The sequence below is a fragment of the Pseudomonas sp. AN-B15 genome, from assembly GCF_019056475.1.
Taxonomy (GTDB): Bacteria; Pseudomonadota; Gammaproteobacteria; order Pseudomonadales; family Pseudomonadaceae; genus Aquipseudomonas; species Aquipseudomonas parakoreensis.
On record NZ_CP049737.1, the window covers coordinates 2365373 to 2379303 of the forward strand.

The 13931-nt window shown below is 58.8% G+C and carries 10 protein-coding genes and 1 pseudogene; 4 read left to right on the forward strand and 7 right to left on the reverse strand.

The window, feature by feature from the left end:
* Positions 1-40: 40 nt before the first annotated feature.
* Together GTQ41_RS10635 and GTQ41_RS10640 are read right to left on the reverse strand one after the other, a co-directional pair.
* Positions 41-487, reverse strand: a complete 447-nt coding sequence (locus GTQ41_RS10635) for an NUDIX hydrolase (RefSeq protein ID WP_041073236.1) — start codon at positions 485-487, stop codon at positions 41-43.
* Positions 488-683: 196 nt separating this feature from the next.
* The gene (locus tag GTQ41_RS10640) at positions 684-2909 is read right to left on the reverse strand and encodes an NADP-dependent isocitrate dehydrogenase (RefSeq protein WP_041073238.1); all 2226 of its coding nucleotides are present in this window, start codon (positions 2907-2909) and stop codon (positions 684-686) included.
* A gap of 480 nt (positions 2910-3389) precedes the next feature.
* Here GTQ41_RS10640 and icd point away from each other — a divergent pair, with 480 nt between their 5' ends.
* Positions 3390-4646 carry an NADP-dependent isocitrate dehydrogenase gene (gene icd / locus GTQ41_RS10645; RefSeq protein ID WP_041073239.1) on the forward strand — a complete coding sequence of 419 codons (1257 nt, stop codon included), beginning with the start codon at positions 3390-3392 and terminating at the stop codon, positions 4644-4646.
* Between the two features lie 79 nt (positions 4647-4725).
* Here the strand turns inward: icd and GTQ41_RS10650 are convergent, their stop codons facing one another.
* Positions 4726-5007, reverse strand: a complete 282-nt coding sequence (locus GTQ41_RS10650; protein WP_047292037.1) for a cold shock domain-containing protein — start codon at positions 5005-5007, stop codon at positions 4726-4728.
* Positions 5008-5231: 224 nt separating this feature from the next.
* Between GTQ41_RS10650 and clpS the strand changes: the two genes are divergently transcribed.
* The gene (gene clpS, locus GTQ41_RS10655) at positions 5232-5615 is read left to right on the forward strand and encodes an ATP-dependent Clp protease adapter ClpS (protein ID WP_011334948.1); all 384 of its coding nucleotides are present in this window, start codon (positions 5232-5234) and stop codon (positions 5613-5615) included.
* A 30-nt stretch (positions 5616-5645) separates the two neighbouring features.
* The gene (clpA, locus tag GTQ41_RS10660; RefSeq protein WP_041073244.1) at positions 5646-7916 is read left to right on the forward strand and encodes an ATP-dependent Clp protease ATP-binding subunit ClpA; all 2271 of its coding nucleotides are present in this window, start codon (positions 5646-5648) and stop codon (positions 7914-7916) included.
* Positions 7917-8833: 917 nt separating this feature from the next.
* On the opposite strand, the gene infA is transcribed toward clpA, so the two are convergent.
* From infA to GTQ41_RS10680, 4 genes and pseudogenes are all read right to left on the reverse strand, one after another.
* Positions 8834-9052 (reverse strand): translation initiation factor IF-1, encoded by a 219-nt coding sequence (gene infA / locus GTQ41_RS10665; protein ID WP_002553999.1) that lies wholly within the window; start codon positions 9050-9052, stop codon positions 8834-8836.
* 112 nt (positions 9053-9164) lie between these two features.
* On the reverse strand, positions 9165-9872 hold the full coding sequence (locus GTQ41_RS10670) for an arginyltransferase (protein ID WP_041074211.1): 708 nt from the start codon (positions 9870-9872) through the stop codon (positions 9165-9167).
* 57 nt (positions 9873-9929) lie between these two features.
* Positions 9930-10610, reverse strand: a complete 681-nt coding sequence (gene aat, locus GTQ41_RS10675) for a leucyl/phenylalanyl-tRNA--protein transferase (RefSeq protein WP_047295111.1) — start codon at positions 10608-10610, stop codon at positions 9930-9932.
* A gap of 89 nt (positions 10611-10699) precedes the next feature.
* Positions 10700-11205, reverse strand: a pseudogene (locus tag GTQ41_RS10680) (FAD-dependent oxidoreductase); the annotation flags it as partial.
* Positions 11206-11514: 309 nt separating this feature from the next.
* On the opposite strand from GTQ41_RS10680, the gene GTQ41_RS10685 reads away from it, so the two are divergent.
* A complete protein-coding gene (locus GTQ41_RS10685; RefSeq protein ID WP_080963292.1) occupies positions 11515-13923 on the forward strand; it encodes a DNA translocase FtsK in 2409 nt (802 codons plus the stop codon).
* The last annotated feature ends 8 nt before the right edge of the window (positions 13924-13931 follow it).

The window sequence follows — 13931 nt, forward strand, 5'->3', positions numbered from 1 at the left end:
TGAAAAAGGACGCGATTCTAGCAGGCTCACGGCCTCAAGGCTAAAGAGAAGGGCGGATCAGTTCCAGACTGAAGTGATGGCCGGCCAGATAGTCGTCGATGCAGCGGATGATCAGCTCGCTGCGCCAGTTGTCGCGCTGAGCGATTAATTCGCTACGGGTCAACCACTTGGCGCCGACGATGCCGTCGTCCAGTTGATAGTCCGGGTGGTGTTTCACCGCTTTGGCGCTGAAGCATACGCGCTGGTAGGTCACGCCGTTGCTCGGCGCGGTGTACAGGTAAATCCCGATCACACCGGTGGGTTCGACGTCCCAGCCGGTTTCCTCAAGGGTTTCGCGGATGGCGGCGTCAATCAGGGTTTCGTCCGGGTCGAGATGGCCGGCGGGCTGGTTGAGCACGTTACGCCCGGCCTTGTGTTCTTCGACCATCAGGAAGCGGCCATTGTCTTCGACGATGGTGGCGACGGTGATGTGGGGGAGCCATTCCATAAAACCTTCCTCAATATCCAGGTTTAACCGATTCACTGTGGGAGCTGGCTTGCCAGCGATGGCGGCTTATCATTCACCATTGAAAGTGCCTGATCCACCGCTATCGCTGGCAAGCCAGCTCCCACAGGGTTTCGTGTTGTGTTTGGAAACACAAACCCCGGCACAGGGCCGGGGTTTGTGATGTTCCCTTACAACCTTAAACCAGCGCAGCAATCGCCGCGTTGAAGGTTGCGCTTGGGCGCATGGCCTTGCTGATCAGCTCGGCGTCGGCGTGGTAGTAACCACCGATGTCCACTGGCTTGCCCTGCACGGCGTTGAGTTCGGCAACGATGGTCGCCTCGTTCTCGGTCAGGGTTTTGGCCAGCGTCGCGAACTGCGCTTGCAGTGCAGCGTCTTCGGTCTGGGCGGCCAGGGCCTGAGCCCAGTACAGCGCCAGGTAGAAGTGGCTGCCGCGGTTGTCGATGTTGCCGACTTTGCGCGATGGCGACTTGTTGTTGTCGAGGAACTGGCCAGTGGCCTGATCCAGGGTCTTGGACAGAACCAGTGCTTTCGGGTTGTTGTAGTTCACACCCAAATGCTCGAGGGACGCTGCCAGCGCGAGGAATTCGCCCAGCGAATCCCAGCGCAGGAAGTTTTCTTCGACCAGTTGCTGCACGTGCTTCGGTGCCGAACCGCCAGCGCCGGTTTCGAACAGGCCACCGCCGTTCATCAGCGGCACGATCGACAGCATCTTGGCGCTGGTGCCCAGTTCCATGATCGGGAACAGGTCGGTCAGGTAGTCGCGCAGGACGTTGCCGGTCACCGAAATGGTGTCCTTGCCTTCGCGGGTGCGCTGCAGGGTGTACTTCATGGCATCGACCGGCGCCATGATCTGGATGTCCAGGCCGCTGGTGTCGTGATCTTTCAGGTACGCCTGAACCTTCTCGATGACCACGCCGTCGTGGGCGCGCATCGGGTCGAGCCAGAAGATCGCCGGGGTGCTGCTGGCGCGAGCGCGGTTGACGGCCAGTTTGACCCAGTCCTGAATCGGCGCGTCTTTGGTCTGGCACATGCGGAAGATGTCGCCGGCTTCAACAGCCTGTTCCATCAGCAGGTTGCCCTTGCTGTCGGTGACGCGAACCACGCCGTCAGCCTTGATCTGGAACGTCTTGTCGTGCGAGCCGTACTCTTCGGCTTTCTTCGCCATCAGGCCAACGTTTGGCACGCTGCCCATGGTGGTCGGATCGAACGCACCGTTGGCTTTGCAATCTTCGATCACGGCCTGGTAGATGGTGGCGTAGCAACGATCCGGGATCACTGCCTTGGTGTCGTGCAGTTGACCGTCGGTGCCCCACATCTTGCCGGAGTCACGGATCATCGCCGGCATCGAGGCGTCGACGATGACGTCGCTCGGCACGTGCAGGTTGGTGATGCCCTTGTCGGAGTTGACCATCGCCAGCGACGGACGCGCGGCGTAGACCGCGGCGATATCGGCTTCGATCTGCGCTTGCTGCTCGGCCGGCAGGGCCTTGATGCGCGCGTACAGATCGCCAATGCCGTTGTTCAGGTTGAAGCCGATCTGGGCCAGCACGTCAGCGTGCTTGGTCAGGGCGTCTTTATAGAACTCGGCAACGATCTGGCCGAACATGATCGGGTCGGAGACCTTCATCATGGTCGCTTTCAGGTGCACCGAGAGCAGTACGCCTTGCGCCTTGGCGCTGTCGATTTCAGCGGCGATGAACGCGCGCAGGGCGTTTTTGCTCATCACGGCGCAGTCGAGGATCTCGCCGGCCTGAACGCTGGTTTTTTCTTTCAGGACGGTCGCGGTGCCATCTTTGGCGATCAGTTCGATCTTCACAGCGTCAGCGGCGTCGATCAGGGCAGCTTTTTCGCTGCCGTAGAAATCGCCGGTGCTCATGTGAGCGACGTGGGACTTGGAGTCTTTGGCCCAGGCGCCCATTTTGTGCGGGTGCTTGCGCGCATAGTTCTTGACCGACAGCGGAGCGCGGCGGTCGGAGTTGCCTTCACGCAGAACCGGGTTCACGGCGCTGCCCTTGACCTTGTCGTAACGCGCCTTGGCTTCTTTTTCGGCGTCGTTGGTCACGGTTTCCGGGTAGTCCGGCAGGTTGTAACCCTGGGCTTGCAGCTCTTTGATTGCCGCTTGCAGCTGAGGTACCGAAGCACTGATGTTCGGCAGCTTGATGATGTTGGCTTCAGGCGTAACGGCCAGGGCGCCCAGTTCGGCGAGGTGGTCGGCTACGGCTTTGTCGCCCAGTTGCTCGGGGAAGCTGGCCAGGATGCGTGCTGCAAGAGAGATATCGCGGGTTTCCACGGCGATATCGGCCGAGGCGGTGTAAGCCTCGATGATCGGCAGCAGGGAATAGGTGGCGAGGGCTGGAGCTTCGTCGGTGAAGGTATAGATGATCTTCGAGCGGGTGGGCATATTCGGATTAACTCTCTCTTCTTTGCTAAAGCGTGCGCAGAAACTCGAGGGGCGCCGGGTAAGCGCGTTCGTTCAAAGTCATCCATGAACCGAATGTCGAGAATCTTCGCGGTGATGTTGGGTGCATCGTTGAGCGTCAAGCAGTCAGGCTGCGGTAACAACCCGACCAATCAGGCGGAAAGTCTCGTGCTAGAGAGGCCAGCCGTCGTGACCCTTTGGTCAGCGGGCGGCATTATACATAGGTAGCTGGCAATCTGCCGATGGTTCATATGCAACCGGTCTCGTCCATTGGTCTAAAGGTCGCAGGGCGGGGTGGGGCGTAGAGTCGCCGGGAATGCTTGAGTTTGGCGCTTTTCCCTTTGCTTTCAGGCTTGTACGAAACCAGATGTGCCCGCGTCGTGAACAGAGGGTTTGCGTGTTGATTTAACTGGGTTACGCTCGAACCAAGCCAGATGTTCAATCCAAACAATGGAGTTCAGCATGGGTTACAAGAAGATTCAGGTTCCAGCCGTCGGCGACAAAATCACCGTCAATGCAGACCATTCTCTCAATGTTCCTGATAACCCGATCATCCCCTTCATTGAAGGTGACGGCATTGGCGTCGACGTCAGCCCGGTGATGATCAAAGTGGTTGATGCTGCCGTGGCCAAGGCCTACGGGGGCAAGCGCAAGATTTCCTGGATGGAGGTTTATGCTGGCGAAAAAGCGACTCAGGTCTATGACCAGGATACCTGGCTGCCCCAGGAAACCCTGGACGCCGTCAAGGATTACGTGGTCTCCATCAAGGGCCCGCTGACCACCCCGGTCGGTGGCGGCATCCGCTCCCTCAACGTGGCCCTGCGCCAGCAGCTCGATCTCTATGTCTGCCTGCGCCCTGTGGTGTGGTTCGAAGGCGTGCCGAGCCCGGTGAAAAAGCCTGGCGACGTCGACATGGTGATCTTCCGCGAGAACTCCGAAGACATCTATGCCGGCATCGAATGGAAGGCCGGCTCTCCTGAGGCCACCAAAGTCATCAAGTTTCTGAAAGAAGAAATGGGCGTCACCAAGATCCGTTTTGACCAGGATTGCGGTATCGGCATCAAGCCTGTTTCCAAGGAAGGCACCAAACGTCTGGTGCGTAAGGCCTTGCAATACGTGGTGGACAACGACCGCAAGTCGCTGACCATCGTGCACAAGGGCAACATCATGAAATTCACCGAAGGTGCCTTCAAGGACTGGGGTTACGAGGTGGCGAAGGAAGAATTCGGCGCCGAGCTGCTCGATGGCGGCCCATGGATGAAATTCAAGAACCCGAAAACCGGCCGTGAGGTCATCGTCAAGGATGCCATTGCCGACGCCATGCTCCAGCAGATCCTGCTGCGTCCGGCCGAATACGATGTGATCGCCACGCTGAACCTCAACGGTGACTACCTCTCCGATGCCCTGGCGGCTGAAGTGGGCGGTATCGGTATCGCGCCGGGTGCCAACCTGTCGGATACCGTGGCGATGTTCGAGGCGACCCACGGTACCGCGCCGAAGTACGCCGGCAAGGACCAGGTCAACCCGGGCTCGGTGATTCTGTCGGCCGAGATGATGCTGCGTCATCTGGGCTGGACCGAAGCGGCTGACCTGATCATCAAGGGCACCAATGGCGCCATCAAGGCCAAGACCGTGACTTACGACTTCGAACGTCTGATGGAAGGCGCCACGCTGGTGTCTTCTTCGGGCTTCGGTGAAGCGATCGTCAAGCACATGTAAGAAAGGCAGTTGCAACAAAACCGCCCGGCTCGAGTGATCGAGCCGGGCGGTTTGTTTTCTGGCAGGTGTCCGGTTGGCTTCAGCTGGTCACGGATTGGTGATGAGCGGCTGTCGAGGCACTATCTTTTGCGGCCTCGACATTCTGAATTTTTGTGGCGTGCAGGCCTTTGGGCCCTTGCACGATCTCGAATTTGACTTCTTGCCCGGCTTTAAGGGTTTTGTACCCGTCCATTTCAATGGCGGAGTAATGGGCAAAGAAATCGATTTCCTTGCCATCCTCGTCCTTCCCCTCGCGGGAGTCGGTGTTAATGAAACCGAACCCCTTGGCATTGTTGAACCATTTCACCTTGCCGACAGCCATGCTCAAATCCCTCTGCAACAGTCTCCATCGCTGGAGTATCATCCAATTCATCCGCAATCGAATCCGTTAAAAAGATTGACTCCGCGGATCTTTTTTACCCACTGTGGGCTCTATTGGTTGTAACACCGTTTTCCCGATAGTCAAGGTGACCGGGCAGTCGGAGTTGAAAAGGTGTACAGCCGCCCCCACCACTGTATTTGCACAACTGACGAACCTTTCTTTCCATGCATGCAATCAGCCAGATTCGACTAACATTCAATCAGGATCGCCCGCTTCTCCAGAAGGATCTTCCACAGGAGCACGACGACGATTCGGCAGGCGTTGCTGTTCAGGAAGCAAAGCCTGCGTTACAGGCGCCGCCGATGTACAAGGTGGTTTTGTTCAACGATGACTACACACCGATGGATTTCGTCGTCGAAGTGCTCGAGGTGTTTTTTAACCTGAATCGCGAGCTGGCGACCAAGGTCATGCTGGCCGTTCACACAGAAGGACGGGCAGTATGTGGAGTGTTTACCCGCGACATCGCCGAGACAAAGGCCATGCAGGTCAACCAGTACGCCAGGGAAAGCCAGCATCCGCTACTCTGTGAAATCGAGAAGGACGGTTAATCGCCGACCACTTGGGTATGAGGTGAAGCTATGTTAAACCGCGAGCTCGAAGTCACCCTCAATCTTGCCTTCAAGGAGGCTCGTTCGAAGCGTCATGAATTCATGACCGTCGAACACCTGCTGCTGGCCCTATTGGACAATGAGGCTGCCGCCACCGTATTGCGTGCCTGCGGCGCAAACCTCGACAAACTCAAGCACGACCTGCAGGAGTTCATCGACTCAACCACGCCATTGATCCCCGTCCACGACGAAGATCGCGAAACCCAGCCAACCCTGGGCTTCCAGCGTGTGCTGCAACGTGCTGTTTTTCATGTACAGAGCTCGGGCAAACGCGAAGTGACTGGCGCCAACGTGCTGGTTGCAATCTTCAGTGAGCAAGAGAGTCAGGCCGTGTTCCTGCTGAAACAGCAGAGCGTTGCGCGCATTGATGTCGTCAACTATATCGCCCATGGCATCTCCAAGGTGCCGGGGCATGGCGATCACTCTGAAGGTGAACAAGATATGCAGGACGACGAGGGCGGTGAGTCTTCTTCTTCAGGCAATCCGCTGGACGCTTATGCCAGCAATCTCAACGAACTTGCACGCCAGGGGCGGATCGATCCGCTGGTCGGTCGTGAGACGGAAGTCGAGCGTGTCGCGCAGATTCTTGCGCGTCGGCGCAAGAACAATCCGCTGCTGGTGGGCGAGGCGGGCGTGGGTAAAACCGCGATTGCCGAAGGCTTGGCCAAGCGCATTGTCGACAACCAGGTGCCGGATCTGCTGGCCAACAGCGTCGTCTATTCGCTCGACCTCGGCGCTCTGCTTGCAGGCACCAAGTATCGCGGTGATTTCGAGAAGCGCTTCAAGGCGCTGCTCAATGAACTGAAAAAACGTCCGCAGGCGATCCTGTTCATCGACGAGATCCACACCATCATCGGTGCGGGTGCCGCGTCCGGTGGCGTAATGGATGCCTCGAACCTGCTCAAGCCGCTGCTGTCGTCTGGCGACATCCGCTGCATCGGCTCGACCACGTTCCAGGAATTTCGCGGCATCTTCGAGAAGGATCGTGCGTTGGCACGACGCTTCCAGAAAGTCGATGTCGTCGAGCCGTCGGTGGAAGACACCATCGGTATCCTGCGCGGCCTGAAGGGGCGTTTCGAGCAGCACCACAACATCGAATACAGCGATGAGTCGTTGCGCGCGGCTGCTGAACTGGCATCGCGTTATATCAATGACCGGCACATGCCGGACAAGGCCATCGACGTGATCGACGAAGCGGGTGCCTACCAGCGTCTGCAGCCGGCCGACAAGCGCGTGAAGCGCATTGACGTGCCACAGGTTGAAGACATCGTGGCGAAAATCGCGCGGATTCCGCCGAAGCATGTCACCAGCTCCGACAAGGAACTGCTGCGCAATCTGGAGCGTGACCTGAAGCTGACGGTATTTGGTCAGGACGCGGCGATTGATTCGCTGTCGACCGCGATCAAGCTGTCTCGTGCCGGGCTCAAGTCGCCTGACAAGCCTGTCGGTTCGTTCCTGTTCGCAGGGCCCACCGGTGTCGGTAAAACCGAGGCCGCGCGGCAACTGGCCAAGGCGCTGGGCATCGAACTGGTGCGCTTCGACATGTCCGAGTACATGGAGCGTCACACCGTATCGCGTCTGATCGGTGCGCCTCCGGGCTATGTCGGCTTTGATCAGGGCGGTCTGTTGACCGAAGCGATCACCAAGCAACCGCACTGCGTATTGCTGCTCGATGAAATCGAGAAGGCGCATCCGGAAGTCTTCAACCTGCTGCTGCAGGTGATGGACCACGGCACGCTCACCGACAACAACGGGCGCAAGGCGGACTTCCGCAACGTGATCATCATCATGACCACCAACGCCGGCGCCGAGACGGCAGCGCGGGCTTCGATCGGCTTCACTCATCAGGACCACTCGTCCGATGCGATGGAAGTGATCAAGAAGAGCTTCACGCCGGAGTTCCGTAACCGTCTGGACACCATTATCCAGTTTGGTCGCCTCAGTCATGAGGTCATCAAAAGTGTGGTGGACAAGTTCCTTACCGAACTGCAGGCGCAACTGGAAGACAAGCGTGTGCTGCTTGAGGTCACTGATGCCGCGCGTAGCTGGCTGGCGGCGGGTGGTTATGACTCGGCGATGGGCGCACGTCCGATGGCGCGTCTGATCCAGGACAAGATCAAGCGCCCGCTGGCGGAGGAGATTCTGTTTGGCGAGCTGGCCGAGCATGGCGGTGTGGTGCACATCGACATCAAGGATGGTGAGTTGACGTTTGACTTCGAGACTACGGCGGAGATGGCCTGACGGCTGTAAAACAAGAGGGCGCCTTCGGGCGCCTTTTTGTTGTCTGATGTTTTTGGGTGTATATCCGTTGCTGCGGTAACGGCTGCTTAGGGTTCCGCCCTTACGGCGGGTCACTTTTGACAAGCGCCTCAAAAGTAACCAAAAAGGCTTTACCCTGACGTTCGGCCCTCGCTTAGGCTCGGGTTCCTTCGCTCCGGGATTCATCCGGGGGGCAGCGCCTACGGTTTGCTTCGCTGCACCTCCTCTCGCTGTGTTTGGCTGCGCCAAACGGTCGCTGCGCTCCCACCCCCGGATAAACCCCTCCACTCAGCCTGCCGACGGGCCCTCAGATCAAGAGCGGTACTCGAGCTAACGCTCATCGTGTTGAGTAGGGCGGCTTCGCCGCATGGGGTGTGCACGAGTAAAGTTGTGGGAGCTGGCTTGCCAGCGATGGCGGCCTGACAGCCGACCAAATTTTTAACTGAATACATCCAATCCCCTGTAGGAACTGCCGAAGGCTGTGATCTTTTGATCTGCTTTGGCTTTGGCTTTGGCTTTGGCTTTGGCTTTGGCTCTTGACCTGGCTTTTGATCTTCAGCCCCTTCGGCAGGCCGAGCGTAGGTGTCCATCCGGGGGGTAGGCGCGCAGCGCCGTGCGGCGAAGCCGCATGCATCGAGAGGAGGTGCAGCGAAGCAAACCGTAGGCGATGCCCCCGGATGGGCACCGTAGCGAGGGAACACTGAGCCTCAGCGAAGTGCCGTACGCCGGGGCAAAGCCTTTTGGGTTACCTTTTCGGCGTTTGGAAAAGGTGACTCGCTGTAAGAGCGAAACCGCCAGGAGCCATCACCGCAGCAACGGATATGCCCGCAAAACAAAAAAACCAAATCCCAGACAAACAAAAACGCCCGGCATAAACCGGGCGTCTTGTATTGACTTGATTAGCGAGCGCGGTAAGTGATGCGCCCTTTGCTCAAGTCATAGGGCGTCAGCTCGACGCGCACTTTGTCACCGGTAAGAATACGAATGTAGTTCTTGCGCATCTTGCCGGAGATATGCGCGGTTACGACGTGCCCATTTTCCAACTCCACACGAAACATGGTGTTGGGCAGGGTGTCGACGACAGTGCCTTCCATTTCGAAGCTGTCTTCTTTCGACATGCAGTAAAGCCCTCGGTGTCCAATGAATGGCCCGGTGCAACTGCGCCAGGCAAAAGCGGCGTGCATTGTGCCCGAAAAAGGGGGTTCAAGCCAAGGGGTTTAGGGCTTGCGATTAGTTCAGGATTACCCAGCGCTGATTGATCAGCAATTCGATGGGGCGATATTGGGTCTTGTAGTTCATCTTTTTGCAGTTCTTGATCCAGTATCCGAGATACACCGCTTCCAGCCCCAGGCGCTGGCTTTCGGCGATTTGCCACAGGATCGCGAAGCGCCCCAGGCTGCGGCGCTCCTCGTCAGGTTCGTAAAAGGTGTAGACCGCCGACAAGCCGTTGGGCAGCAGATCGGTCACAGCAACGGCGAGTAACCGTCCGTCGAGTCGAAATTCATAGAAGCGCGAGAAAGGCAGGTCGCGCACCAGAAAGGTCGAGAACTGGTCGCGGCTTGGCGGGTACATGTCGCCGTCGGCGTGTCGCTGTTCGATATAGCGCTGGTACAGGTCGAAATATTCTTCGCTGAAATGCGGTTTCACCGGGCGCACCTGCAGATCGGCATTGCGCTTGAAAATGCGTTTCTGCTGGCGGTTGGGGTTGAACTGTGCCACCGGGATGCGTGCAGGCACGCACGCATTGCAATTCTGGCAATGGGGCCGATACAGATGGTCGCCGCTGCGGCGAAAGCCCATTTCCGACAGGTCTGCGTAGACGTGCACATCCATGGGCTGACTCGGGTCGAGAAACAGCGTCGTCGCCTGCTCCTCGGGCAGATAACTGCAGGAATGAGGCTGAGTGGCATAGAACTTCAAGCGCGCCAACTCGGTCATGATCAACCCTCGGGATAAGCTGGTGAATTAAGTGTAAGCCACGCGCGCAAAAGTCGCTCAGCAAACCCAGGTGGCGCGACTGGATTGATCCAGGTGGCGGGCCAGGTAGTTGGCGAATTCGTGGCGGGGGATCGCCCGGGCGCCGAGGCTGTGCAGATGATCGGTCGGCATCTGGCAATCAATCAGAACGAATCCCGCCTCTTTCAGATGCTGCACCAGCGTGGCAAAGCCATATTTGGAGGCGTTGTCGGCGCGGCTGAACATCGATTCACCAAAAAACAGCTGACCCATCGCCAGGCCATACAGGCCGCCGACCAGTTGTCCCTCATCCCAGACCTCGACCGAGTGGGCGAAGCCGCGGCGGTGCAGTTCGAGGTAGGCGTCTTGCATGGCTTCGGTGATCCAGGTGCCGTCGGCGTAGTCCCGGGGCGCGGCGCAGGCGCGAATCACGGCTGCGAAATCCCGATCAAAGGTCACCTGGTAGCGTTGCTTGCGCAGCAGCTTGCCGAGGCTGCGCGAGACATGCAGTTCGTCGGGAAACAGAACGGTGCGCGGATCCGGCGACCACCAGAGGATTGGCTGGCCCTCGGAAAACCATGGAAAACAGCCGTGTCGGTAAGCCTGCACCAGGCGGTCGGCGGACAGGTCGCCACCGGCGGCCAGCAATCCATTGGGATCGCGCATGGCCTTTTCCAAGGGCGGGAAAGTCAGGGAATTGCGTTGTAACCAAGTCAGCATGGCGTCCAGGCTTGCAGAAGGGGAGGGCGGTGCGGGCCCGAGGCCCGCGATAAAGTGTGCCGTTAAATGACAGGAATGTCGTCCAGATACTTCGCAATGTTCGACAGGTACACGGCTTCCTTGACGGCAGTGTTGTCGCCGTCCGCTACGGCGGCCACCTGATTGCGGTAGAAAAAGCCGTCACAGGTCGCACGAGCCGACCCCCTTTGCTCGCGACGGTTTCTTCCGAGGGCAGTCCCGGATACTGCGCCGAAGCGCCGGTGGCGATGATCAGGGCGTCGCAGGTATAAGTGCCGCTGTCGCCGATGAGCTCGAACGGGCGCTGCTGCAACTTGGCGGTGTGGATGTGGTCGTAAACGATCTCGGTGGCAAAGCGTTCGGCGTGTCTCTGCATGCGCTCCATCAGTACCGGGCCGGTGAGGCCTTCGACGTCGCCGGGCCAATTGTCGCCTTCGACGGTGGTGAGCTGACCACCCGCCTGCAAGCCGGTAATGACCACCGGTTTGAGGTTGGCGCGGGCGGCGTATACGGCGGCGCTGTAGCCGGCAGGGCCGGAGCCAGGAATGATCAGGCGTGAATGCTTCGCTGCGTTCATCAAATACACCTCATAAGCCTTTGTCACAAAAGACAATGCATGCTCAAATTGAACCGCAGGATTTGTGCGGTTGGCTATGCTCAGCTATGGGGTTTGAAGCATGGCATCAGCCGTACAAACCCGTACAATGCCGGGCTGTTACAGAATATTTGTAGAGCGCTGTGTTTATAGCTGTGTTTATAAAAGCTGCGGCACAGTGTTAAAAGTAGTCTCAGATGCGCCGGTTCACTTTTTTACCTGCCTGGATTGGGCAGTTTTTTATCGTCATTCAATAGATGGACGCGCCTTGGGCGCAGGAAAAGAAGCGTTTTGAAGAAATCCACCGCAGCACCAAAAACAGTCGTTCCGCTCTGGCGCCAGCAATTGCACTACCGGCTCAAGGAAGGTGCATTGATCGCCATCGGTGCCTTGTGCCTGTTCCTGATGATGGCCCTGCTGACCTACGGCAAGGACGATCCGGGCTGGAGCCACAACAGCAAGATCGACGACGTGCAGAACTTCGGCGGCCCGGCCGGCTCCTACAGCGCCGATATCCTGTTCATGGTGCTGGGTTATTTCGCATATATTTTCCCGCTGCTGCTCGCGGTCAAGGCCTATCAGATCTTCCGTCAGCGTCACGAGCCGTGGCAGTGGAGCGGCTGGCTGTTCTCCTGGCGCCTGATCGGTCTGGTGTTCCTGGTACTGTCCGGCGCTGCGCTGGCGCATATCCATTTCCATGCTGCCACCGGTCTGCCGGCGGGTGCGGGTGGGGCGCTGGGCGAAAGTCTCGGTGATCTGGCGCGCAACGCGCTGAATATCCAGGGCAGCACGCTGCTGTTCATCGCGTTGTTCCTGTTTGGCCTGACGGTGTTCACCGACCTGTCGTGGTTCAAGGTGATGGACGTCACCGGCAAGATCACCCTCGACCTGTTCGAACTGTTTCAGGGCGCGATCAACCGCTGGTGGTCGGCCCGTACCGAGCGCAAGCAACTGGTCGCGCAGCTGCGTGAGGTTGATGACCGCGTCCACGACGTCGTGGCGCCGACCGTCACCGACAAACGTGAACAGGCCAAGGTCAAGGAGCGCCTGATCGAGCGCGAGCAGGCCTTGAGCAAGCACATGTCGGATCGCGAGAAGCAGGTGCCGCCGGTCATCGCCCCGGCGCCGGTCAAAGCACCGGAGCCAAGCAAGCGCGTGCAGAAAGAGAAACAGGTGCCGTTGTTCGTCGACAGCGCCGTGGAAGGTACTTTGCCGCCGATCTCGATTCTCGATCCGGCGGAAAAGAAACAACTCAATTATTCGCCGGAATCCCTGGCTGCCGTCGGCCACTTGCTGGAGATCAAGCTCAAGGAGTTCGGCGTCGAAGTCACCGTGGATTCGATCCATCCGGGCCCGGTGATTACCCGTTACGAAATCCAGCCTGCCGCTGGCGTCAAGGTCAGCCGCATCGCCAACCTGGCCAAAGACCTCGCACGTTCGCTGGCGGTGACCAGCGTGCGCGTGGTCGAGGTGATTCCGGGCAAGACCACGGTCGGTATCGAAATTCCCAACGAAGACCGGCAGATCGTGCGTTTCTCCGAAGTGCTGTCGACCCCCGAGTACGACAACTTCAAGTCGCCGGTCACTCTGGCCCTGGGCCACGACATTGGCGGCAAACCGGTCATCACCGACCTGGCCAAGATGCCGCACCTGCTGGTGGCCGGTACCACCGGTTCCGGTAAGTCGGTGGGCGTGAACGCGATGATCCTGTCGATCCTGTTCAAGTCCGGCCCGGACGACGCCAAACTGATCATGATCGACCCGAAAATGCTCGAGCTGTCGATCTACGAAGGCATTCCGCACCTGCTGTGCCCGGTAGTGACCGACATGAAGGACGCCGCCAACGCCCTGCGCTGGAGCGTTGCCGAGATGGAGCGCCGATACAAGCTGATGGCGAAGATGGGCGTGCGTAACCTTTCGGGCTTCAATGCCAAGGTCAAGGAAGCCCAGGACGCCGGCGAGCCGTTGACCGACCCGCTGTACAAGCGCGAAAGCATTCACGACGAAGCGCCATTGCTGCAGAAGCTGCCGACCATCGTTGTGGTGGTCGACGAATTCGCCGACATGATGATGATCGTCGGCAAGAAGGTCGAAGAACTGATCGCCCGTATCGCGCAGAAGGCACGTGCCGCCGGTATCCACTTGATCCTCGCGACCCAGCGTCCTTCTGTGGACGTGATCACCGGTCTGATCAAAGCCAACATTCCGACCCGTATGGCGTTCCAGGTGTCGAGCAAGATCGACTCGCGGACCATCATCGATCAGGGCGGTGCCGAGCAACTGCTCGGTCACGGCGACATGCTCTACATGCCGCCGGGCACCAGCCTGCCGATCCGGGTACACGGCGCGTTCGTTTCCGACGATGAAGTACACCGCGTGGTGGAAGCGTGGAAACTGCGTGGCGCACCGGAATACAACGATGACATCCTCAACGGTGTCGAAGAGGCGGGCAGCGGCTTTGAAGGCAGCAGCGGTGGTGGCGACGGTGATGATGCCGAGACCGACGCGCTCTACGACGAAGCCGTGCAGTTCGTGCTGGAAAGCCGCCGGGCGTCGATTTCTGCGGTACAGCGCAAGCTGAAGATCGGTTACAACCGCGCCGCGCGCATGATCGAAGCCATGGAAATGGCCGGGGTCGTCACCTCAATGAACACCAACGGTTCGCGTGAAGTTCTGGCCCCCGGCCCGGTGCGCGACTGATTGCCAAG

What these genes read in the sequence shown, in the direction of transcription:
- icd (WP_041073239.1), top strand. Translation starts at nt 3,390, where the DNA reads ATGGGTTACAAGAAGATTCAGGTTCCAGCCGTCGGCGACAAAATCACC.
- aat (WP_047295111.1), bottom strand. Translation starts at nt 10,610, where the DNA reads ATGCTGACTTGGTTACAACGCAATTCCCTGACTTTCCCGCCCTTGGAA.
- clpS (WP_011334948.1), top strand. Translation starts at nt 5,232, where the DNA reads ATGCATGCAATCAGCCAGATTCGACTAACATTCAATCAGGATCGCCCG.
- GTQ41_RS10650 (WP_047292037.1), bottom strand. Translation starts at nt 5,007, where the DNA reads ATGGCTGTCGGCAAGGTGAAATGGTTCAACAATGCCAAGGGGTTCGGT.
- GTQ41_RS10635 (WP_041073236.1), bottom strand. Translation starts at nt 487, where the DNA reads ATGGAATGGCTCCCCCACATCACCGTCGCCACCATCGTCGAAGACAAT.
- infA (WP_002553999.1), bottom strand. Translation starts at nt 9,052, where the DNA reads ATGTCGAAAGAAGACAGCTTCGAAATGGAAGGCACTGTCGTCGACACC.
- GTQ41_RS10640 (WP_041073238.1), bottom strand. Translation starts at nt 2,909, where the DNA reads ATGCCCACCCGCTCGAAGATCATCTATACCTTCACCGACGAAGCTCCA.
- GTQ41_RS10670 (WP_041074211.1), bottom strand. Translation starts at nt 9,872, where the DNA reads ATGACCGAGTTGGCGCGCTTGAAGTTCTATGCCACTCAGCCTCATTCC.
- clpA (WP_041073244.1), top strand. Translation starts at nt 5,646, where the DNA reads ATGTTAAACCGCGAGCTCGAAGTCACCCTCAATCTTGCCTTCAAGGAG.